Annotated in this window: 18 protein-coding genes; 6 read left to right on the top strand and 12 right to left on the bottom strand. The window is 59.4% G+C overall.

Annotation, left to right across the window (positions count from 1 at the left end):
• Positions 1 to 54 precede the first annotated feature (54 nt).
• The 3 genes from GVN17_RS01355 (at position 55) to GVN17_RS01345 (ending at position 2479) form a co-directional block, all read left to right on the top strand.
• Positions 55 to 1140: an OmpA family protein gene (locus GVN17_RS01355; RefSeq protein WP_166593430.1), complete on the top strand. Its 1086-nt coding sequence runs from the start codon at positions 55 to 57 to the stop codon at positions 1138 to 1140.
• A gap of 48 nt (positions 1141 to 1188) precedes the next feature.
• Positions 1189 to 1836 (top strand): pyridoxamine 5'-phosphate oxidase, encoded by a 648-nt coding sequence (gene pdxH / locus GVN17_RS01350; RefSeq protein WP_166593429.1) that lies wholly within the window; start codon positions 1189 to 1191, stop codon positions 1834 to 1836.
• Positions 1837 to 2014: 178 nt separating this feature from the next.
• Positions 2015 to 2479, top strand: a complete 465-nt coding sequence (locus tag GVN17_RS01345; RefSeq protein ID WP_166593428.1) for a glycine zipper 2TM domain-containing protein — start codon at positions 2015 to 2017, stop codon at positions 2477 to 2479.
• 88 nt (positions 2480 to 2567) lie between these two features.
• Here GVN17_RS01345 and nhaA read toward each other — a convergent pair whose 3' ends face one another.
• From nhaA to GVN17_RS01325, 4 genes are all read right to left on the bottom strand, one after another.
• Entirely contained in the window at positions 2568 to 3767 is a 1200-nt protein-coding gene (nhaA, locus tag GVN17_RS01340) for a Na+/H+ antiporter NhaA (protein ID WP_166593427.1), read from the bottom strand.
• 352 nt (positions 3768 to 4119) lie between these two features.
• Positions 4120 to 5733: an NAD(P)/FAD-dependent oxidoreductase gene (locus GVN17_RS01335; protein WP_166593426.1), complete on the bottom strand. Its 1614-nt coding sequence runs from the start codon at positions 5731 to 5733 to the stop codon at positions 4120 to 4122.
• Between the two features lie 186 nt (positions 5734 to 5919).
• Positions 5920 to 6600, bottom strand: a complete 681-nt coding sequence (locus GVN17_RS01330) for a COG3650 family protein (RefSeq protein WP_166593425.1) — start codon at positions 6598 to 6600, stop codon at positions 5920 to 5922.
• 62 nt (positions 6601 to 6662) lie between these two features.
• Positions 6663 to 7262: a short chain dehydrogenase gene (locus tag GVN17_RS01325; protein WP_166593424.1), complete on the bottom strand. Its 600-nt coding sequence runs from the start codon at positions 7260 to 7262 to the stop codon at positions 6663 to 6665.
• 104 nt (positions 7263 to 7366) lie between these two features.
• Here GVN17_RS01325 and GVN17_RS01320 point away from each other — a divergent pair, with 104 nt between their 5' ends.
• The gene (locus GVN17_RS01320) at positions 7367 to 8275 is read left to right on the top strand and encodes a LysR family transcriptional regulator (protein WP_166593423.1); all 909 of its coding nucleotides are present in this window, start codon (positions 7367 to 7369) and stop codon (positions 8273 to 8275) included.
• 245 nt (positions 8276 to 8520) lie between these two features.
• Here GVN17_RS01320 and GVN17_RS01315 read toward each other — a convergent pair whose 3' ends face one another.
• The 5 genes from GVN17_RS01315 to GVN17_RS01295 all read right to left on the bottom strand — a co-directional run bounded on the left by GVN17_RS01315 (position 8521) and on the right by GVN17_RS01295 (position 13522).
• Positions 8521 to 9222, bottom strand: coding sequence for an ABC transporter ATP-binding protein (locus tag GVN17_RS01315; protein ID WP_166593422.1), 702 nt, complete (start codon positions 9220 to 9222; stop codon positions 8521 to 8523).
• The gene (livG, locus tag GVN17_RS01310) at positions 9223 to 9990 is read right to left on the bottom strand and encodes a high-affinity branched-chain amino acid ABC transporter ATP-binding protein LivG (RefSeq protein ID WP_166593421.1); all 768 of its coding nucleotides are present in this window, start codon (positions 9988 to 9990) and stop codon (positions 9223 to 9225) included. It lies immediately after the preceding gene.
• Positions 9990 to 11252 (bottom strand): high-affinity branched-chain amino acid ABC transporter permease LivM, encoded by a 1263-nt coding sequence (locus tag GVN17_RS01305; RefSeq protein ID WP_166593420.1) that lies wholly within the window; start codon positions 11250 to 11252, stop codon positions 9990 to 9992. The genes livG and GVN17_RS01305 overlap by 1 nt, the downstream gene beginning before the upstream one ends.
• On the bottom strand, positions 11249 to 12178 hold the full coding sequence (gene livH / locus GVN17_RS01300; protein WP_166593419.1) for a high-affinity branched-chain amino acid ABC transporter permease LivH: 930 nt from the start codon (positions 12176 to 12178) through the stop codon (positions 11249 to 11251). Before livH ends, GVN17_RS01305 begins: the two co-directional genes overlap by 4 nt.
• A 216-nt stretch (positions 12179 to 12394) precedes the next feature.
• The gene (locus GVN17_RS01295; protein WP_166593418.1) at positions 12395 to 13522 is read right to left on the bottom strand and encodes a branched-chain amino acid ABC transporter substrate-binding protein; all 1128 of its coding nucleotides are present in this window, start codon (positions 13520 to 13522) and stop codon (positions 12395 to 12397) included.
• Between the two features lie 328 nt (positions 13523 to 13850).
• On the opposite strand from GVN17_RS01295, the gene GVN17_RS01290 reads away from it, so the two are divergent.
• Complete coding sequence (locus GVN17_RS01290) at positions 13851 to 14150, top strand: DUF2288 domain-containing protein (protein ID WP_166593417.1); 300 nt, start codon at positions 13851 to 13853, stop codon at positions 14148 to 14150.
• Between the two features lie 338 nt (positions 14151 to 14488).
• Here the strand turns inward: GVN17_RS01290 and GVN17_RS01285 are convergent, their stop codons facing one another.
• The 3 genes from GVN17_RS01285 to GVN17_RS01275 form a co-directional block, all read right to left on the bottom strand.
• Positions 14489 to 16675, bottom strand: a complete 2187-nt coding sequence (locus GVN17_RS01285; protein WP_166593416.1) for a hypothetical protein — start codon at positions 16673 to 16675, stop codon at positions 14489 to 14491.
• Positions 16676 to 16871: 196 nt separating this feature from the next.
• The gene (locus GVN17_RS01280) at positions 16872 to 19163 is read right to left on the bottom strand and encodes a bifunctional diguanylate cyclase/phosphodiesterase (protein WP_166593415.1); all 2292 of its coding nucleotides are present in this window, start codon (positions 19161 to 19163) and stop codon (positions 16872 to 16874) included.
• Positions 19164 to 19311: 148 nt separating this feature from the next.
• Positions 19312 to 19689, bottom strand: coding sequence for a YkgJ family cysteine cluster protein (locus GVN17_RS01275; protein ID WP_166593414.1), 378 nt, complete (start codon positions 19687 to 19689; stop codon positions 19312 to 19314).
• A 203-nt stretch (positions 19690 to 19892) separates the two neighbouring features.
• On the opposite strand from GVN17_RS01275, the gene GVN17_RS01270 reads away from it, so the two are divergent.
• Positions 19893 to 21305, top strand: coding sequence for a spinster family MFS transporter (locus tag GVN17_RS01270; RefSeq protein WP_371928473.1), 1413 nt, complete (start codon positions 19893 to 19895; stop codon positions 21303 to 21305).
• The last annotated feature ends 60 nt before the right edge of the window (positions 21306 to 21365 follow it).

Below are 21365 nucleotides of genomic sequence, written 5' to 3'. Positions count from 1 at the left end.
GTTATATGAGCGCTGCTTCGTTCATTTTCTGATCAATTATTTGTGTGAGTCATCATGTCTGCCAATAAAAGTCTCGCATTTGCCTTGTGCCTCGCCGTTACCGGCTGCGCACAAACCCCTCAGGATTCATCGGCCAGCAACGATCACTGGTGGTCGTTCGGCTCCAGCAAAGGCTCAGACGCCGCACCTGTTAAGCCAGCACCCAGCCCGGCGGTCGCTGAAGTGGCCAAAACCGAAGCCGAGAGTGGCTCGCACTGGTACTGGCCGTTCGGTTCTGACCACGGCAAGACCGACAAGCAGCCTGCACTGGCCGCCACTCAGCCTGCCGCCAAGCCGGACGTCGCGAAAGCTGACGATGGTGGCAAGTGGTGGTGGCCGTTCGGCGCCAGCGAGGCGAAGAAAGACGCAGCGCCTGCCATTCCCAAGGTTGACCCGAAAGTCACCCAGGCCTGGCTCGACCAGTACGAGCCAAAAGTTCGCGAAGCGATCAAGGACAGCAAATTCCAGTTCGAGCGCCGTGAAGACGTGCTGGTCGTGACTGCGCCCGTGGACAGTACCTTCAATCCGGATCGTCCGGAAATGCTGCTGCCGATCAACCTTGGCCCGATCACCCGCATGGCCAAGGTCGTCGAAGGCGATCAGAAAACCGCGATTCTGGTGTTGGGGCACAGCGATGTTGCCAGCGACACCAACCTGAAAATCAGCCAGCAGCGCGCCCAGTCGGTCGCGGCGATCTTCCGCTTGAGCGGTCTTGAGCGTAATCGTCTGAACCTGCGCGGCATGGGGGCGGTGATGCCTCGTGCAGCGGATGACAGCGCTGCGGGTCGTGCACTGAACCGCCGTGTCGAAATCATCATGACGCCGCAGGACACCATGGTCGCGCTGATGGCCAAGTACAACCTGCCGCCGTCCCCGACGCTGGTGGCCGTGCAGCAACAAGCCAAGCCTGCCGTAGCGCCTGCTCCAGCGGCCGCCGCGCCGGCTAAATCCGCAACGCCTGCGAAGAAGGCGACCGCTGCCAAAGCGCCTGCCGCGAAAAAAGCCACGGTGAAGAAAGCAGCACCCGCCAAGGCCAAGCCTGCACCAGCAAAAGCAGCGGCCAAGAAACCGGCTGCGGACGCCCAAGCGAGTGCCAACTGAGGGTAATATCGGTGTCCCGTTTCCGGATACCGATTAAGGAAGGCAGTGATGAGCCAGCATCTGGCTGATATGCGTCGTAACTACGCTCGCGAGGGTCTGACCGAATCGCAGGCGCCGGCAGAACCCTTTTTGTTGTTCCGTCAATGGTTCGACGAAGCGGTGAAGACCGAGCAAGCGCCTGTCGAAGCCAATGCCATGACACTGGCGACTGTCGACGCAGACGGTCGCCCTCACTGCCGAATCCTGTTGCTCAAAGGGCTGGATGCCCAAGGGTTCACCTTTTTCACCAATTACCAAAGCGCGAAAGGTCAGCAGCTGGAAGCCCGGCCTTTCGCTGCCATGACCTTCTTCTGGCCGACCCTGGAGCGCCAGGTGCGTATCGAAGGTCGTGTTGCCAAGGTCTCCCACGAAGAATCCAACGCCTATTTCCAGGTCCGCCCACTGGGCAGTCGCCTGGGTGCATGGGCGTCGCCGCAAAGCCAGGTGATTGCAGATCGTGAAGCGCTGGAAGGTTTGCTAAAAGCCACCGAAGCGCGCTTCAGCGACACGCAACCGGAGTGTCCTGATCACTGGGGAGGCTATCGACTGGTGCCGGATCGCATCGAATTCTGGCAAGGTCGTCCGAGCCGTTTGCACGATCGCCTGAATTACCGTCTGGTCGATGGGCAGTGGACGCGCGAGCGTCTGGCGCCCTGACGGTTTGGCGGCGCGGGCCGCAACTCTTTGAATCTATCCAACGGGCCGTCGTCCATACTCATAGACGTGGCGACAATCTGTATAGCGCCTGAATAAACGTAAATTACCGGAACAGGCCCGTGACACCGCTCGGTGCCGGGGAGTCTAATGGCTACCTGTTCCCTTGGAGGCAAATGTTATGCGTAAGTCTGTTCTGTTGGTTGCTTCGTTCACCGCCATGGCGCTGACGCTGGGCGGCTGTACTTCGAGCCTGACCGGCGACTCGTATTCGCGCGATGAAGCTCGCCAGGTTCAGACCGTGCGTTTGGGCACTGTCGAATCCCTGCGTCCTGTGAAGATCGAAGGGACCAAGACCCCAATCGGCGCTGGCGCCGGTGCAATCGTGGGCGGTGTAGGCGGCAGCGCCATTGGCGGCGGTCGCGGCAGCATCGTTACAGCCGTGATCGGTGCTGTGGCAGGTGGCCTGCTCGGTTCGATGACGGAAGAAGGCCTGACCCGTGCCCAAGGCGTTGAAATCACCGTGCGTGAAGATGACGGCACCATGCGCGCTTATGTTCAGCAGGTTCAGGAAAACGAGATTTTCCGGGTCGGTGAGCGTGTTCGTATCATGACCGTCAACGGCACCAGCCGGGTTGCCCACTGAGGGAGTTTCCCTGCTGAACAGCTGGAAGCAGGGTTTATGTAACACCCGTTAACAAAATAAACGCCCCGCATTGTCGGGGCGTTTTCGTTCAGGCCTTGGCCTGAGTGCCGACAGCTGACACGTTTCGACTGGCCAAGGCCGTTACGCCATAGCCGATGATCGCGGCGAGTATTGAGCCGGTGAGGATTCCCATGCGGTCCATCCCGGCGAACTCGCTTTGCCCTGGCACGAACGCCAGTGAGCCCACGAACAGGCTCATGGTGAAGCCAATTCCACACAGAATCGACACCCCCAACACCTGACCCCAGTTTGCGCCGGTGGGCAAGGCGGCCATGCCCGTCTTGATGGCCAGCCACGTCAAGCCAAACACCCCCAGCGTCTTGCCCAGCAGCAGACCCAGCGCGATGCCCAAGGGCACGTGATGGGTGAAGCTCTCAAGAGTCACGCCGTTCAACGACACCCCCGCATTGGCGAACGCGAACAACGGCAGGATGCCGTAAGCCACCCATGGATGCAGCGTGTGTTCCAGCTGCTGCAAGGGAGACGGCACGTCTTTCGGGGTCTTCAATGGAATGCAGAACGCCAGGAGCACCCCCGCCAGCGTCGCGTGTACGCCGCTCTTGAGCACGCAGACCCACAGCACCAATCCGACCAGCAGATACGGCGCGAGCTTTGCGACACCCAGCCGGTTCATCGCGATCAACGACGCGATGGAGGCTGCCGCCAAGGTCAGGGACAGCGTGGACAATTCACCCGAATAGAACAGCGCGATGACGATGATTGCGCCCAGGTCATCAATGATCGCGAGGGCCATCAGGAACAGCTTGAGCGACACCGGAACGCGTTTGCCGAGCAGGGCCAGTACGCCAAGGGCGAAGGCAATGTCGGTGGCCATGGGGATCGCCCACCCACCCAGCGCTGCGGGATTGTCCTGATTCAGCGCCCAGTAGAACAGCGCGGGCACTACCATGCCGCCAATCGCGGCAGCACCCGGCAGAACGATCTGCGAGGGACGAGAAAGGTGCCCCTGAATCACTTCGCGCTTGACCTCCAGCCCGATCAACAGAAAGAACAGCGCCATGAGGCCGTCGTTGATCCACAGGAGTGAGGGTTTGGCGATCTTCAAGGCGCCGATCTGTGCGACGACGGGCACGTCCAGAAAACCGTTGTAGAGCCAGGACAACGGCGAGTTATTGATGATCAGGGCGAAGGCAGCCGCAGCGATCAACAACAGACCGCCAGCCGCTTCGAGCTGGAAGAAACGTTTGAATGTATTGCGGACGGGCAAGGTCACTCTCCATGGACATGCGCAAAAGGAGCGACACCGTACCCTGTGTTCTTATGTCTGAAAACAAAAGTTATATTCGATTTTGTTATTAAAAATCGATATAAAACCTGTATACAACAGATCTGTAATTTTAGTTACAAGATGCTGCGAGGCTTGAGGGGTGTGGGTTGTAGGAATTTTCTGATTTTTGAACGAAAACTTCGGAGTTGTCTCACACGCATGATTCTGTGGAAGCGAATTCATTCGCGATTTGCCAGTACAGACAGTACATCTCTATCGCCTGACACATTTTTCGCGAATGAATTCGCTCCTACAGGTGATACCGCGTCCTCAGGGAACAGGGCGCTATCGGTTAATCAACAATCCCCAACACGCTCTTGGCCAACGCCTCGGCAATGCGAATCCCGTCGACACCTGCCGACATGATCCCACCGGCGTAACCCGCGCCTTCACCGGCAGGGAACAGGCCTTTTACGTTGAGGCTTTGCATGTCCGCGCCACGGGTGATGCGCAGCGGAGACGAGGTGCGGGTTTCGATGCCTGTCAGTATTGCGTCGTGCTGCGAGAAGCCTTTGATCTGCTTGTCGAACGCGGGCAGCGCTTCACGGATGGCTTCGATGGCAAAGGCGGGCAGGGCGTCTGCCAAATCAGTCAGTTTCACGCCGGGCTTGTAGGAAGGCTCGACTTCGCCCAGTTGAGTCGAGGCCTTGCCAGCGATGAAATCACCGACCAACTGCGCAGGGGCTTCGTAGTTTTCGCCGCCCATGATGTAGGCGTGGGATTCCAGCCGCTCTTGCAGCTCGATACCGGCCAATGGGCTGCCCGGATAATCTTCGTCCGGGGTGATGCCGACCACGATGCCCGAGTTGGCGTTGCGCTCGTTGCGCGAATACTGGCTCATGCCGTTGGTGACGACGCGATTTGGCTCAGACGTCGCGGCCACCACGGTCCCACCCGGGCACATGCAGAAGCTGTAGACCGAACGGCCGTTCTTCGCGTGGTGCACCAGTTTGTAATCGGCGGCGCCGAGTTTCGGATGACCGGCGTATTTGCCCAGTCGCGCACGGTCAATCAGGCCCTGTGGGTGTTCAATGCGGAAGCCCACCGAGAACGGCTTGGCTTCCATGTACACGCCACGGCCGTGCAGCATGCGGAACGTGTCACGGGCGCTGTGGCCGAGCGCGAGGATCACGTGTTTCGAGTCGATACGCTCGCCGTTGCCCAGCATGACGCCCTGCAACTGGCCGTCTTCGATCAGCACGTCGGTGACCTTCTGTTCGAAGCGCACTTCACCGCCCAGCGCGATGATCTGCTGGCGCATGTTTTCCACCACGCCGGTCAGGCGGAAGGTGCCGATGTGGGGTTTGCTGACGTACAGAATTTCTTCCGGCGCGCCCGCTTTCACAAACTCGTGCAGCACTTTGCGGCCGTGAAATTTCGGGTCCTTGATCTGGCTGTAGAGCTTGCCGTCCGAGAACGTGCCTGCGCCGCCTTCACCGAACTGCACATTCGATTCGGGGTTGAGCACGTTCTTGCGCCACAAGCCCCACGTGTCCTTGGTGCGCTGACGCACTTCCTTGCCGCGTTCGAGGATGATCGGCTTGAAGCCCATCTGGGCCAGTAGCAGCCCGGCGAAAATGCCGCACGGGCCGAAACCGACCACCAAGGGCCGCTCAGCCAGATCAGCCGGGGCATGGCCAACGACTTTGTAGCTGACGTCCGGGGCCGGGGTGACGTGTTTGTCGTGGCTCAGGCGTGTGAGCAACGCGGCCTCGTCACGGACTTCGAAGTCGATGGTGTAGATGAATTGCAGTTCGCTGGATTTCTTGCGCGCGTCGTAGCTGCGCTTGAACAGGGTGAAATTCAGCAGCTCGGCACTGTCGATGCCCAGGCGTTGCAAGAGCGCAGGACGCAGCGCTTCGTCCGCGTGGTCCAGCGGCAGTTTGAGTTCGGTGATTCGTAACATTGAAAGGTCCGGTTTCGGGCCGCAGGATCGGCCCGGCAGCGTTACAAGAACCGGCGATTATAAGCCACATTGTCCTTGTAGGAGTGAGCTTGCTCGCGATAGCAGTATTTCAGCCACATGACCATTGACTGACGCACCGCTATCGCGAGCAAGCTCACTCCTACAGGTTTGGGTATCGCTGGCGCGTCAGTCGTTGCGCATGGCCCCGAAATACGCACACCCACGGCGTACCTGGCCATTGACCCGCAACTCGGCCGTCAGGTGCTGCACCGAGCCGTTGGCCGGGTCAACACAGCGCTGCGGGGCGACGTACAGCTCGACATGCTGGTCGTTGGCATCGGTCACCAGATTGAAGCGGCCCTCTGGCAGTTGCTCTTCCAGATACGGCACGGCAAATGGCTCCATGCCTTCACGTTCGAGCACCAGACCCTTGCCGCTGGCGTTGAGGTTCCATTTCGGGCCGTTGCCGCTGGCATGAATGGTCAGGCGTTTGAAGTTGGCATCTTCGCAGGCACCGTTCGGGCGCTCGACGCGATAGAGCTGGTAGACATCGGCCTGTCCGTCACTGCCCTGCGCCCGACTTGCGACGAAGTTGCCGCGCACATCAGCGAACGCCTTGCCGCTTTTGTCCACCACGGAGGCGGCTTCCTGCAGCACGCCGGTGTTGCCTTTGTCAGTGACGGCATAGCGACGTTGTTCGTTGCAGGGTTCGAAAAACAGTTTGCCGTTATCGCCGCTGAGCGTGCCTTGCATGCGGATCATGCCGGCCTTGGAGACCGAGGCTGGCTCGGTGTGCGAGGGCAGCAACTGACAGCCCGCGAAAACAGGCAGGAGGGCGAACATCAGGACGGAACGAGCAGCGAACATGGGGCGGTCTCCAGACAAGTGCCGCCACGTTACTCAGGCTGCTCGCGCATCACAAGAGGGGATTAGCCGACGTGATACGTCTGGCCAGTCTGCAGGCCTTCGACGCTTTTGGCGTAGGCCAGCGCGACGTCCGCACCCGACACCGGTTTGAAACCCCGGAAGTAGGGTGCGTAGGCGCCCATGGCTTCGATCAACACGTTCGGACTCACCGAGTTGACCCGCATGCCCCGTGGCATCTCGATGGCCGCTGCGCAGACGAATGCGTCGATGGCGCCGTTTACCAGGCTGGCCGAGGCGCCGGTGCGGATCGGGTCGTGGCTGGTGATGCCGGTGGTGAAGGTGAACGAGGCGCCGTCGTTGGCGAATTCGCGGCCGATCAGCAGCAGGTTGACCTGACCCATGAGCTTGTCGCGCAGGCCCAGCGCGAACGAGTCTTCGGTCATGTCGGCCAGTGGTGCGAAGGTGACGTTCCCGGCCGCGCAGATCAATGCGTCGAAAGGACCTACCCGTTCGAACAGTTTGCGGATCGACGCGCTGTCACTAATATCGACGTGCTCGTCACCGCTGTTTCGGCCGATGCGAACGATGTCGTGGCGTGGCGCCAGTTCTTTCTCAATGGCCGTGCCAATGGTTCCGCCAGCGCCAATCAGTAGAATTTTCACAGTGCAGTCCTTCCGTTAATGGATCAGGCGCTCAGTGTGAGCTGCCTTTTCCCACAGATAAATGGGCTAAACGGCATTCCCGGTTTGTCAGAAAGGAAACAATCATGAGCGAAATGGACGATCTGGCGGCGTTTGCCCTGCTGGTCGAAGCCAACAGCTTCACCCTGGCGGCCCAATGGCTGGACACCAGCACCAGCCAGCTGTCCAAGCGCATCAGCAAGCTGGAAAAGAGCTTCGGCGTGACGCTGTTGCATCGCACCACCCGGAGCCTGACGCTGACCTCGGCAGGGGCGATTCTGCTGCCCGAAGCGCGGGCGTTGGTGGCCCAGCGGGATCGTGTGCGTGACGCGATGGCGTACCTGAGCGAGAGCCTGGTAGGCGCGGTGCGGCTGACGGTGCCGGTCTCACTGGGCGAGACGTTTTTCGAGGGGCTGCTGACCGAGTTCAGCGCGAAATACCCCGACGTACAGGTCGAACTGGACCTCAACAATCAGTTCCGCGACATGCGCCGGGACGGGTTTGACCTGGGGATTCGCTCCAGTGTCGGCATCGACGAGCGCCTGGTGGCCAAGCCGCTGTTGTCGCTGCAAGAACTGACCTGCGCCAGCCCTGCGTACCTTGAACAGCACGGCAAACCGCAATCCCCCGAAGCGCTGCGGGTGCATCGCTGCCTGCTGAACAGCCACTACGCCGGTCGCGAGACGTGGGTGTATCACCAGAACCACGAATTGAGCCGGGTGAACGTACGGGGGACCTTTGCCAGTAATCACTATGGGTTGCTGAAGAGGGCGGCGTTGGTGGGGGCCGGGATTGCGCGCTTGCCATCGTACATGGTTCACGATGAATTGCATGACGGGCGGTTGGAGTGGCTGTTGCGCGATTATCAGACGCCGGTGTCGTCGCTGTACCTGGTGCACCCGTTCGAAGGGCACTTGCCGAGGCGGATTCAGGTGATGGCGGAATATCTGACGGAATGGTTCGAGCGCAGTACGGCGGCGTTGGAGAAGCTTTGAAGTGATGGGTTAGAGAAGAGGCGTGTCAGGCGAACCGCTTCGCTGCCGTCGTACCTCCGGCGTCTCCCACAAGATTTGTGGCGTTACGCAGAGGGCGATCGACACGGCATTGTCGGAAAGTGCCACAGATTTTCGATCCACTGCATCACCTGTGGGAGCCGCCGAAGGTACGACGGCAGCGAACGCGGTGTGTCAGTCGATACCTCTATAACTGACGCACCGCTTTCTCAAGCAAACGCGCTCTGTCACCCGCCCAGATACGCATCCCGCACTTTCGGATCGACCAGCAACTCGGCGCCCGTGCCCTGCATTACCACCCGGCCGTTTTCCAGCACGTAGGCGCGGTCGGCGATTTTCAGGGCCTGGTTGGCATTTTGCTCGACCAGGAACACGGTCACGCCTTCACGTCGCAGCTGTTCGACGATCTCGAAAATCTGCTGAATGATGATCGGCGCCAGACCCAGTGACGGCTCGTCGAGCAGCAGCATTTTTGGCTTGCTCATCAACGCACGGCCAATGGCGAGCATTTGCTGTTCGCCGCCGGACATGGTGCCGCCGCGCTGGTTGAAGCGTTCCTTCAGGCGCGGGAACAGTTCCAGGACTTTGTCCATCTGCTCCTGATAATCACCCTTGTCGGTGAAGAATCCCCCCATGGCCAGGTTCTCTTCGACGGTCAGGCGGGCGAACACACGACGGCCTTCCGGCACCACCGCGATGCTCTTGCGCATGATCACCGACGACTCCAGACCGACCAGCTCTTCGCCCATGTAGCGAATGCTGCCGCTGTGAGCGCGCGGCGAACCGCACAGGGTCATCAGCAGGGTGGACTTGCCCGCACCGTTGGCGCCGATCAGGGTGACGATCTCACCCTGTTGCACATCGATGCTGACGCCATGCAGCGCCTGAATCTTGCCGTAGAAGGTGGAAACGTTGTCGAACTGCAGCATTTACGCTTCCCCCAGGTAGGCTTTGATCACTTCAGGATTGTCACGGATCTGCTCGGGCGTACCGTCGGCCAGAGGCGTGCCCTGGTTGATCACCACGATGTGGTCGGAAATGCTCATGACCAGCTTCATGTCGTGCTCGATCAGCAACACCGTGGCGTTGTGTTCGTTGCGCAGCACGCCGATCAGCGCTTTCAGGTCTTCGGTTTCCTTGGGGTTCAGACCGGCGGCCGGTTCGTCGAGCATGAGGATGCGCGGGCGCGTCATCATGCAGCGGGCGATTTCCAGGCGGCGTTGCTGACCGTAGGCCAACGTACCGGCAGGGCGGTTGGCGAAGGCTTTCAGGTCGACGGCTTCGAGCCAGTGCTCGGCGTATTCCATGGCCTCGCGCTCGCTGCGACGGTAGGCCGGGGTCTTGAACAGCCCGGACAGGAAGTTGGTGTTCAGGTGACGGTGCTGGGCCACCAGCAGGTTCTCGACGGCCGTCATTTCCTTGAACAGGCGCACGTTCTGGAAGGTTCGCACCACGCCTTTGCGGGCGATTTCGTGACCGGCCAGGCCTTGAATCGGCTCGCCGTCCAGCAGGATGGTGCCCGCCGTCGGTTTGTAAAAACCGGTCAGGCAGTTGAATACCGTGGTCTTGCCGGCGCCGTTCGGGCCGATCATCGACACGACCTGTTTCTCGTTGACGGTCAGACCCACGCCATTGACCGCCAACAGGCCGCCAAAGCGCATGCTCAAGCCCGAGGCTTGCAGAAGTGGGCGGCTCATCAGCGTTCCCCCTTGAGTTTCATGACGGGACGCTGCATTGGCAGGAAACCCTGAGGACGCCAGATCATCATCAGCACCATCAAGGCGCCGAAGCCCAGCATGCGGTATTCGCTGAATTCGCGAAGCAGTTCAGGCAGCAGGATCATCACGACCGCCGCGAGAATCACGCCCAGCTGAGATCCCATGCCGCCCAATACCACGATGGCGAGGATGATCGCCGATTCCAGGAAGGTGAACGATTCCGGGGTGATCAGCCCTTGGCGCGCGGCGAAGAAGCTGCCGGCGAAACCGGCGAACGCAGCACCCAGGGTGAACGCGGAAAGCTTGATCACGGTCGGGTTCAGGCCCAGCGCGCGGCAGGCGATTTCGTCTTCACGCAGCGCTTCCCACGCACGGCCGATCGGCATGCGCAGCAGGCGGTTGATGACGAACAGCGCCAACAGCGCCAGCAGCAGGGCGATCAGGTAGAGGAAGATCACCTTGTTGATGGAGTTGTATTCCAGGCCGAAGAACTCGTGGAACGTCTGCATGCCTTCAGCGGCTTTACGCTCAAAGCTCAGGCCGAACAAGGTCGGTTTTTCGATGTTGCTGATGCCGTTCGGACCGCCGGTGATGTCGGTCAGGTTACGCAGGAACAGGCGGATGATTTCCCCGAAACCGAGGGTCACGATCGCCAGGTAGTCACCACGCAGTCTTAGCACCGGGAAGCCCAGCAAGAAGCCGAAGGTCGCCGAGGCCAGACCGGCCAGGGGCAGGCAGATCCAGAAACCGAAGCCGAAGTAGTGTTGCAGCAGCGCGTAGGTGTAGGCGCCGACGGCGTAGAAGCCGACGTAACCCAGGTCAAGCAGGCCCGCCAGACCGACCACGATGTTCAGGCCCAGGCCCAGCATCACGTAGATCAGGATCAGGGTCGCGATGTCCACCGCGCCGCGCGAGCCGAAAAACGGCCAGATCAGGGCGACGACCACGATGGCACCGAGGAACCAGCGCTGGGTCGATGGCAGGGTCAGGAAATTGCTGGCCTTGTCCGACACCAGTTGGGTTTGAGGGCGCGAACGCCACATGGCACTGATCTGTTCGTTGAACAGCACGCGCAGGAACATCAGCAATGCAGCGGCGAAGATCACCAGCACGGTCGTGGTGCTGGCGCCGACAACCGCCAGATTGACACCGACGATGTCCAGTTTGAGCCCGAGGATCGGGTAGGCAACCAGCAGCACCAGTACAGCGCTGAACAGGGCCGATTTGAGATTCCTGGTCATACTTTTTCAACCTCCGGACGGCCGAGCAGGCCGGTTGGCCGGAACAACAACACCAAGACAAGAAGACCGAACGCCACCACATCCTTGTACTGGTCGCCGAAAATATCGGCGCCAAACGCTTCAGCCACACCCAGCACCAGACCGCCGAGCATCGCGCCCGGGATACTGCCGATACCGCCCAAAACCGCTGCGGTGAAGGCCTTGATGCCGACCAGGAATCCGGCGTTGGGGTTGATCACGCCGTACTGCATGCTCAGCAGTACCGCAGCGACCGCCGCCAGCGCGGCACCGATGACGAAGGTCAGGGCGATGATGTTGTTGGTGTTGATCCCCAGCAGGTTGGCCATCTTGATGTCCTCGGCGCAGGCGCGGCAGGCGCGGCCCAGGCGGGAGCGGGAGATGAACCAGGTCAGGCCGAGCATGGCGATGACGGTCACGATGAAGATCAGGATCTGCATGTACGAGATCACGACTTCATGGGTGCTGGCGCTGCCGAACACGAAGTTGCCGGGAATCAGGTTGGGGATCGATTTGTCTTTGGAATCCTGCGACAACAACACCGTGTTCTGCAGGAAGATCGACATGCCGATCGCGGAAATCAGAGGGATGAGGCGATTGCTGCCACGCAACGGACGGTAGGCAACCCGTTCGATGGCGTAACCGTAGGCACTGGTCACCACGATACTGGCGACGAACGCTGCGGTAATCAGCAGCGGCAGATTATCCAGGCCCAGCATGGTCAGGCCCGCGAGGGCGATGAACGCCACGTACGAACCGATCATGTACACCTCGCCGTGGGCGAAGTTGATCATGCCGATGATGCCGTAGACCATTGTGTAGCCGATGGCGATCAAGGCATAAGTGCTGCCAATGGTCATGCCATTAACCAGCTGTTGGAAAAAATGATAGAGATCTATCTCGGGCATTGCCGCGCTCCTAAAAACCTTGGCGGTGTTTCACTGGTTGAGTCTTTTTCCCGCTCGCGCGTTGTGATCTACGTCCGCGTCCGGCACGAGCCCAGTGATTCACTGGTGCGGTTTCAAGATGTTCAGGGCATCAGGATTCTTGTGAAATCCCGCGTCCCAGCTAAAACAAAGCCCACTGCGGTTGCAGTGGGCTCCGGGTAAGCATGAAGGTTGTGATTACTTCACAGGGGCTTCAGTCTTGGTGCCATCTTTGTGCCAGGTGTAAACGACGAATTTGAAGTCTTTCAAGTCACCCTTGGCGTCGAAAGACAGATCGCCGGTAGGAGTCTTGAAGGTACCGGCGTGGATGGCGGCTGCCACTTTGGCGGTGTCTTCGGACTTGGCGGTCTTGATGCCTTCGGCGATCACTTCAACAGCGGCGTAGGCCGGGAATACGAAAGGACCGCTCGGGTCTTCTTTCTTCGCCTTGAATGCGTCAACCAGCGCCTTGTTCGAAGGGTCTTGGTCGAAGGATTTCGGCAGGGTCACCAGCAGGCCTTCGGAAGCGTCCTGAGCGATCTGCGAGATGGAAGCGTTGCCCACGCCTTCTGGGCCCATGAAGCCGGCTTTCAGGCCTTTTTCCTGTGCTTGACGCAGGATCAGACCCAGCTCTGGGTGGTAACCGCCGTAGTAGACGAAGTCGACGTTGGCTTGCTTCATTTTGGCGATCAGCGACGAGAAGTCCTTGTCGCCGGCGTTGATGCCTTCGAACAGGGCGACTTTGACGCCGTCTTTTTCCAGGGTTTGTTTAACGGCAGTGGCGATACCTTCACCGTACTGCTGTTTGTCGTGGATCACAGCGACGATCTTCGGCTTGACTTGCTTGGCGATGTATTCGCCAGCAGCCGGGCCCTGGGCGCTGTCCAGACCAATGGTACGGAACACCAGCTTGTAGCCACGCGCGGTGATTTCCGGGCTGGTGGCGGCTGGGGTGATCATGATCACGCCTTCGTCTTCGTAGATGTCGGACGCTGGCTGAGTGGAGCTGGAGCACAGGTGGCCGACCACGAATTTCACGCCGTCGTTGACCACTTTGTTGGCGACCGCGACCGCTTGTTTAGGGTCACAGGCGTCATCGTATTCAACGGCTTCGAGCTTCTTGCCATCCACGCCGCCTTTGGCGTTGATTTGCTCGATGGCCATTTTGGCACCGCTGAACTGCATGTCGCCGTATTGGGCAACCGCGCCGGTTTTCGGGCCGGCGATGCCGATCTTGATGGTGTCAGCTGCGAACGAATGGCTGGCAACCCCCGCCAGAACCAGTGCGGCAAACAGCTTGGAAATCTGATTAATACCCTTAGTCATGATGCTCCACTCTTGCGTTTGTAGTTTTTATAATCCTGACGGCCAAAGCTGCAGGACCGGATTGATTGATCCAGGCCACACCCCCGGCAACTGTACCGGAACAGTTTAGAGCGCCGGTCGAGCGCTTGAAAAGCTGGCTGCAGGGGGCAAAACCTGTTGATGTCGCTTAATCGAAAGAAAGATACATAATCAAGCCGGCCGATTCCCCAACCGGGTCACCTTTCTATCGGCTTGAGCGAAGTTCTCTGCAATCAATCACTTGTATCCGGGTTTGTGCGTGGGAAAGGCGGCGGTATCATTTACGCCGATTTTCCAAACGGTGAAACCCATGACGCAAGAACCTAGCACCCTCTATGCCAAATTGCTTGGCGAAACGGCTTCTATTACTTGGAAGGAACTCGAACCGTTCTTTGCCAAGGGTGCCCTGTTGTGGGTCGAGCAATCGCAGGATTTGATCGCCGTGGCCGAAGCATTCGCCGAAAACGCTGAGCTGAAAGTGGCTGCCTGGCTGAAGAGCGAGGAAGTCAGCAAGCTCTCTGAATCAACGGCTTTGGACCTCCTGACCCGCGATCCGGCGTTGTGGGCGGTCGTCGTTGCGCCTTGGGTGTTGATCCAGGAAAGGGCGTGATCAGTGATCGTGTGCATTTTTGGTGCGCAGAATGATGGCAAAGTGGGTAGGTCGGTAACTTTAAGTGTGGTGAGGTAGCAGGTCTTGTCTGGATTGAGATCATTACTTTGATGCCCTTCGGGCCTATCGCGAGCAAGCTCACTCCTGCATCTGTTTAAACGTGCCATGGCCTGATGGACCGAGTCGTTAGCCTTGGTGTTCGCCGCACAATTTCAAGGCTTGCTCAAAAAGCTGGTAACTCGATCCATTAGGATGCGGCACGTTGCAAACGATGTAGGAGTGAGCTTGCTCGCGATAGGCCCGACAGGGCATCAATGCAGCAATATCAACTCAACCCCTCACCCCAGATACCCCGTCTTGCCCGTGTGCTGGTTCAGCGAAATAACCCGCGTCTTTCCAATCCGGTGACGGTAAATCTCTCGCAGGTATTTCACCGCTTTCTTCACGCTCTCGCGGGAAATGCGGATGTCGTTGATCGAGATGAACCGCGCCTTGTCGTCGATCAGCTCGCGGTATTTCTTCTCGTACATCGGTTTGATCGCGTACCAGTTGGTGTCCAGGATCTTCGCCGGGTTTTCGTATTCGTTGAGCAGGTCGTCGATGCGTGCCTCGTCGAACTCATCGCTCATGATGAAATCCAGAATCGAGTTGTCCAGCGTGTCATCGAAGCGATACGGCTGTTTGGCGAAACAGCGCTTGATGAAGGCCACGATCAGCGTCAGGAAGTCGTCCGACAGGCACGGGCTCTTGGCGATCAGGGTGGTCAGCGACAGGTTGGCCGACGCACCGATCACCAGCGCGTAACGCTTGAGCGTCGTGTTGGGGAACAGGCTGTTGAGGTGCGTCTTCAACCGGTTCAGGTCCATGTACGACAGCTTGTAATCCTTGGGCAGCGAAACGATCGACACCACCGACGAGCAGTTCTTGAAGAAATGCAGATCGTGCAACGCCGCCGCGTCATACCCCGACGCCTTGTACTGCTCCAGCGCCGCGCGATAGCGTCGTGACTCGATGGGCAGCAGGCTGATGCCCTCGATGGCCTGAGTCATTTTGTTGAAGTGCGGCAGGTCGATGGAGCGGAAGAACAGGTCGTCGATGTCCAGGCGCGGCGGCTCTTTCTCAAACAGCTTGAGCTTGTCCGAGCCCGGCAGCGGCGTCTCCGGGACCACCGACTCGGCGTAGGCAATCGCCACAGGGCCCGCCAGGCTCATGAACAGGTCGTTGGCATCCAGGCGAATGGTCTCGCCGATGTCTATCCCTGCACGCCGGAAGTAATTCTGGTCGTAGTCCGTGGTGACGGCCTGCGCTGTCAGAATGTTGAAAATCTGCTGTGAGATGTACTGGTTGGCGTGACGTTCCATCGCATTGACGTCGATGTTCTCGATGGTCCCGTCATCGCTTTCTTCGGCGTAGCGCATGATGTCGTTGGAGATCAGCATCATCGCGTTCCACGGGCGAATACGGCCCATGACGCTGGCTTCGCTGCTGTCTTCGTTCTCGAAGTTGTACGAGAAGTCCCACTCTTCTGCCAGGTACTTGCAGAGCAACCGTCCGGCGTTGATGTGCAGGGCTTCAGACATTTCGCTGCGATGGTCGGAGATGTTCGGCAACACGCAGATGCCACTGGTGAAAATCGGCTCGAACACAAAAGAGCGCCCCCGCTTGCCATCGTTTTCGCTGGCAGGCTTGGTGTCAAAGGTCTTGTTCATGTACGAGAACTGCTGCGCCAGGCCAAATTCCGAGGCCATGCCCGAACCCGTGCCGCCCCCCGCGCTGAAAATGTAGAAATACAGCCGCGACTGGTTCGCCTTGATGCCGCAGGAATCGATCAGGTAGGAGTGGATCAGCTTCCAGTCCGCGCTGGAAAAGTGGTCGGTGTCTTTGTTCAGGATGATCTTGGCCAGGTACTGACCCAGAATCGGCGCGTTGCCCGCACCCCCGGCGTGGACTTCAGAGAGGTCCATGATCTTCATCTTGGAGTAGTCCTTGATGAAGCCGCTTTTGTCGCCTTTGCGCGAGAAGCGGATGCGCCCGGCGATGTCCTTGTCCAGATCGCCGAGCATCACCAGCGGCTCGACCAGAAACACCGGCTTGCTCGACTTGTTCTGCCCCAGACGCAGGTTGTTGCGAATCCAGCGGGCAGGGCTGTAGCCCTTGTCGTCGCGCAGACGTTCGTCGTTGTTCAGTTGGTTCAGGTAAAACGTGCGGGCGTTGTAGACCAGTTCAGCGACGTCCAGCGCGATGTTGGAACCGCAACGTCCCAGTCCGATCAGGCAAACGGACGGGAATTGTTGGTCGGCGCGGTTTTCCGTTTCTTCGAAGTGAATCGATGGCGGAAATACCATGTCACGCAAGCCGTCGAGGTTGTCGAGGATGCGATCCGTGTCGGTTTCAGTGAAGTAGAGATACGACTGCGCGGGCACGGGCTGCGGTCGATAATCGACGGGTGGCAACGCGCTGTGCTCGTTGAGTACGGTTTGCAGAAGTTCGGATACTGCGCCTGCAGCCTCGGTTTTATGGGTCATTGCACGCCACGCCTGAAGGACGACGCAGGGGTGTCAACGCGCCATCACCAAAAAGAAAACCCGACTGTACAGTGGGCTATCGGCAACGAGCGATAGGGCCCAACCCTAGCGCCGTCTAAGGGATTCCCCTTGCTGATCGGCGTGATGGCGGGCGACTTGAACGTTCAGCCCTCGATGTGAGGACTGCTTCACACGCTCAGCGTTGTGGGCGAGAACGAAAGCGATCGGGGCGTGGATGTTCGGTTTCTCGCAGGCCTTCCTCGGTAATGGGCTGGCCGACGGTCATTTCCACTGCTTCCAGGAGGTGAGTGGACGGCCAGAGTTGCGAGGGCTGGCGCTGATTGAGTTGCTGTACCAATGGCTTGAGTGTCTCCAGCGGCACAGGTCTGCTGAAGAGGTAGCCCTGGACGAAATCGCAGCCGTATTCGCTCAGGAATTCCAGCTGTGCCGGCGTCTCGACGCCCTCGGTCACCACTTTGAGGCGCAACGTGTGGGCCATGACGATGATCGCCTGGACGATTTCCATGTCTTGCGGGGATTTGGGGATGTCGATGATGAACGAACGGTCGATCTTCACAGTGTCCAGCGGCAGACGCTTGAGGTAGGCGAGTGAAGAATAGCCTGTCCCGAAATCGTCGATGGACAAGGCCACGCCCAGCTTGCGGATTTCGTTGAGCAGCAAAACCGTGTTGCTGATGTTGCCCATCAACGCGTTTTCCGTGACCTCCAGTTCCAGCCGTTGTGGCGCCACACCCGCCTCCTTGAGCGCCGAGTCCATCTCTTGCACCAGTTCCTCGCGAGCGAGGTTCAGCGCCGAGCAGTTCACGGCAATCACAAGGTGTTCAAAGCCGTTGTCACAGAGTTGCGCCAAATCCTGGCAGGCGCGGCGCAAGACCCAATTGTCCAGATCGGCGATCAAGCCGTTGGTTTCAGCAATCGTGATGAAACGATCCGGGGTCAACAGGCCTTGAGTCGGGTGCTGCCAGCGGACCAAGGCTTCCAGTTTGGCAACGTGACCGGTGCGCAGATCAACGATGGGTTGGTAATACAGTTGCAGGCCCTGTCCTTCGGTCAACGCATGGCGCAGCTGTTCTTCAAGGTGCAGCTCCATGCTGGCGCGGGTTTTCAGGCTTTCATTGAAAAAGTGCAGGGTGTTACGGCCATTGCCCTTGGATTGGTACAAGGCCAGGTCAGCGTGCTTGAGCAGCTCATCGCAGGTCTCACCGTCCTCGGGAAACACGCTGATGCCGATGCTGGTGCTCATCACCATGCGCCTGCCGTTCAAGGCGATGGGGTCTTTCATTTTGGCCATGACCCGGTGCGCCATGTGTCGCGCTTCCTCGACGTTTTCCAGCTCGATGAGAATGCAGAATTCGTCACCCCCGAAACGTGCCACCACGTCATTGGCCCGGGTCGCGCCCCGGATGCGGTCGGCAATGACTGTCAGCAGCTCGTCGCCCGCGTCGTGCCCCAGACTGTCGTTGATCCGCTTGAAATGGTCGACGTCGAGAAACATCACAGCCAGCTTGCCGTGCGCCTGCTTCTGTTCCGTCAGGCGTTCGGCAAAGATCTGGTTGAACCCGCGACGGTTGATCAGGTTGGTCAGGGCGTCGTAGTGGGCGACCTGTTGCAATGACGCCCGCGCCTGATCGAGCTGGCTCAGCAAAGCGTTGACCCTGGCAAGGTCGCGTTCCTTGGCTTGCAGCTTCTTGTCTGCCAGGGCGGCACTGATGCTGCCCGCGATGATCAGCAACACAATCAATGCGATGGTGAGGCTGAGTTGCAGACTGTTGCCCGTGGCATGCATCTCTATCGGCATGTCGTCAGGCACCCTCAACTGCAAGGCCCACATGCCCATGAAGTGCGTGGCTACGATCCCTGCACCCAGCACCAGGCTCGCACCGTATTTGAGCAACTGATGCCGGGTGCCGCTGCCTTTACGCAGACGAATGGCCAGCACCAGCGCGGTCAGACTGCTGGCAATGGCGACCACGATTGAACCTGCGAAGCGCCACGGTTCGTAATACTGCGTGGCGCTCGAACGCATGGCCGACATCCCGAGGTAATGCATGGCGATAATCCCCAGGCCGATGCACACCGAGGCGACCAGGTATTGACTGACGCGCAACCGCGGATGGCCGAGGGCTTCCATGGCCACCATGCCGGAGACCAGGGCAATGGCCAGTGATGCGATGGTGACGGGGAGGTCGTAATGCATGTCCAGTGGGGCCTGGAAGGACAGCATGCTGATGAAATGCATGGCCCAGATGCCAACGGCCAGACACAGCGACCCGAGGGCGCGCCAGCGAAGGCGTGCGTTCACGCGGTCCACGTGGCCGACGCGCTCGGCGATGCTCAGCGTTGCGAAGCTGGCGGCGCAGGCCACCACGTAAGCGAGGACGATGAGGCCGGGATTATGAGTGCCATGAAGCATCATTCCGCCATGCGCGGGCATCGACGTCAAAAAATGCAAACCCAGCCAATCCATAGCACGCTCCATGTGTTCACTGCTGGAGATACCTCAGTCTGGGCAACTGATGGCACTTTGCGATGATTATAGGAGTCGCCTATTTTTAAACACCCATAGAGGGACGGACGTACCAACTATTTCGCAATAACCGTTATCGCGAAAGGTTCTATGCACAGGCGACGATCAGTGATGTGACTTTGCCACTGTCCATCGGTTCCACCGGTAATAAACCGAATGCTGCACGGGCGGCGTCACAGTCGGGGTTGTGCACGCCGTCAGTCCATGAAGCCTCGAATTCCCGGCAGGTGCTGGAGCGTTTTTCATAGATCGAGCACCGTGTGCCTTGGCCCACTTCGCCTTGCAGGGCTGTGCAGCGCGGCGATTTGCAGTCGGTGCCGAGCATTGCCACGCGGCTCGGGCTGATGCTGCTGACCCATTCGTCGGGCACTGTCCCACCAGCGGATTCGCAATCACCCCAATAAAAAGACACGCGAAAGTGTGAACAGCAGGCACCACAATTCAGGCACGGACTGACGTCGGACATGGATGTAAACCGGAGAATGGATCAGCGAGGGGGGGAGCGATCCGGCGCTATTCTAGGCTTCCGGATGGCGTTGGGAAGTGGGGGGCGAAAATATAATTCGGCGGGCAGAGGTAGAGCGACAGGGGCCATGTTCAGGGTGCTGAAACGATGGGCGGGTATCAGTTTGGCGAATGATCCAAGACAGTTTCGATCAGCCTGACTAGATTCAGGGTCTCGGCGGGGGCGTCTGGCCCAACAACAATAAAAAGAGACGACACATGCATCATTCCACTCAAGCGACTAACGCGTGGCGCGTCCTGTTCCTGCTGTTTCTGGCCAACCTGTTCAACTTTTTCGACCGTACGATCCCGGCCATCATCATCGAGCCGATCCGCAAGGAATGGCTGCTGAGCGATTTTCAATTGGGCATCATCGGCACGGCTTTCACCCTGGTGTACGCCGTCGCCGGATTGCCGTTGGGACGCATGGCTGACAATGGCTCGCGCCGCAAATTGATGGGGTGGGGGCTGGCGGTCTGGAGCGGGCTGACGGCTGTGAACGGCCTGGTCGGCAGTTTCTGGACCTTCCTGTTGGTGCGCATGGGCGTGGGCATAGGCGAGGCGAGTTACGCACCTGCTGCCAACTCGCTGATCGGCGACCTGTTCCCCGCGCACAAACGTTCCCGCGCCATGGGCATTTTCATGCTCGGCTTGCCATTGGGCCTGTTGCTGGCGTTTTTCACCATTGGCGCGATGGTCAAGGCGTTCGACAGCTGGCGCGCCCCCTTTTTTATCGCCGCTGTGCCGGGGCTGATCCTGGCGGTGTTCATGTTCTTCATTCGCGAACCCGCCCGTGGTGCGGCTGAAAGTGTCGCGACCTCTCAAGAAAAAATCGACCGCCCGATTCGTCGCGTGCTGTCGATCCCGACGTTTCGCTGGCTGGTGCTGGCGGGGCTGGCGTTCAATTTCGCGACCTACGCCTGCAACTCGTTCATGGTCCCGATGCTGCAACGCTATTTTTTGCTGCCGTTGCAGGAAGCGGCAATGGCCACCGGGTTGATCGTTGGCGTGACGGGGTTGATCGGCCTGACGGCAGGGGGCTGGGTCGCGGACAAGCTGCATCAACGCTGGGCCAATGGTCGTCTGATGTTCGCGGCGGCGAGCATGACCGTTGCCTGCCTGTGCACCGGCTTCGCGCTGCATGCCGGGCGCATCGAGATCGGTCTGTTCGTCGCGGTGTTTAGCGTGGGCTGGCTGTTTTCCTACAACTTTTACACCTGTGTCTACACCGCGATTCAGGACGTGGTGCAGCCGCGTTTGCGTGCCACGGCGATGGCGCTGTTCTTCGCGGGATTGTATTTGCTGGGTGGTGGACTGGGGCCGGTGGTGGCAGGGTTGCTGTCCGATCATTTCGCCCACACAGCGATGGCCGCTGCACAGGTCGAGGAAGTGACCGAAGCGTTCAAGGCGGTGGGGTTGCATGACGCGATGATGTACCTAATTCCCGGCGCGTTGTTTTTCACGCTGGTGTTTCTGGTGATTGCGTCGAAATGCTTCAGCCGTGATGCGCGGCGGATGCGAGAGGGGATGGCGGCGGATGAGCCGGTTGCAGGCGGTGTGAAGCCGTCGGTGGCGTGAGCTGCGGGGGCGTGTGACTGTAGGAGCGTGGCTTGTCCCGCGATCGGCCGGGAACCGGTC

The sequence above is a fragment of the Pseudomonas sp. SLFW genome (genome assembly GCF_009905615.1).
GTDB classification, from domain to species: Bacteria; Pseudomonadota; Gammaproteobacteria; order Pseudomonadales; family Pseudomonadaceae; genus Aquipseudomonas; species Aquipseudomonas bambusae.
The sequence above is the reverse complement of the archived record's forward strand: the minus strand, read 5'-3'. Positions and strand labels throughout refer to the sequence as shown.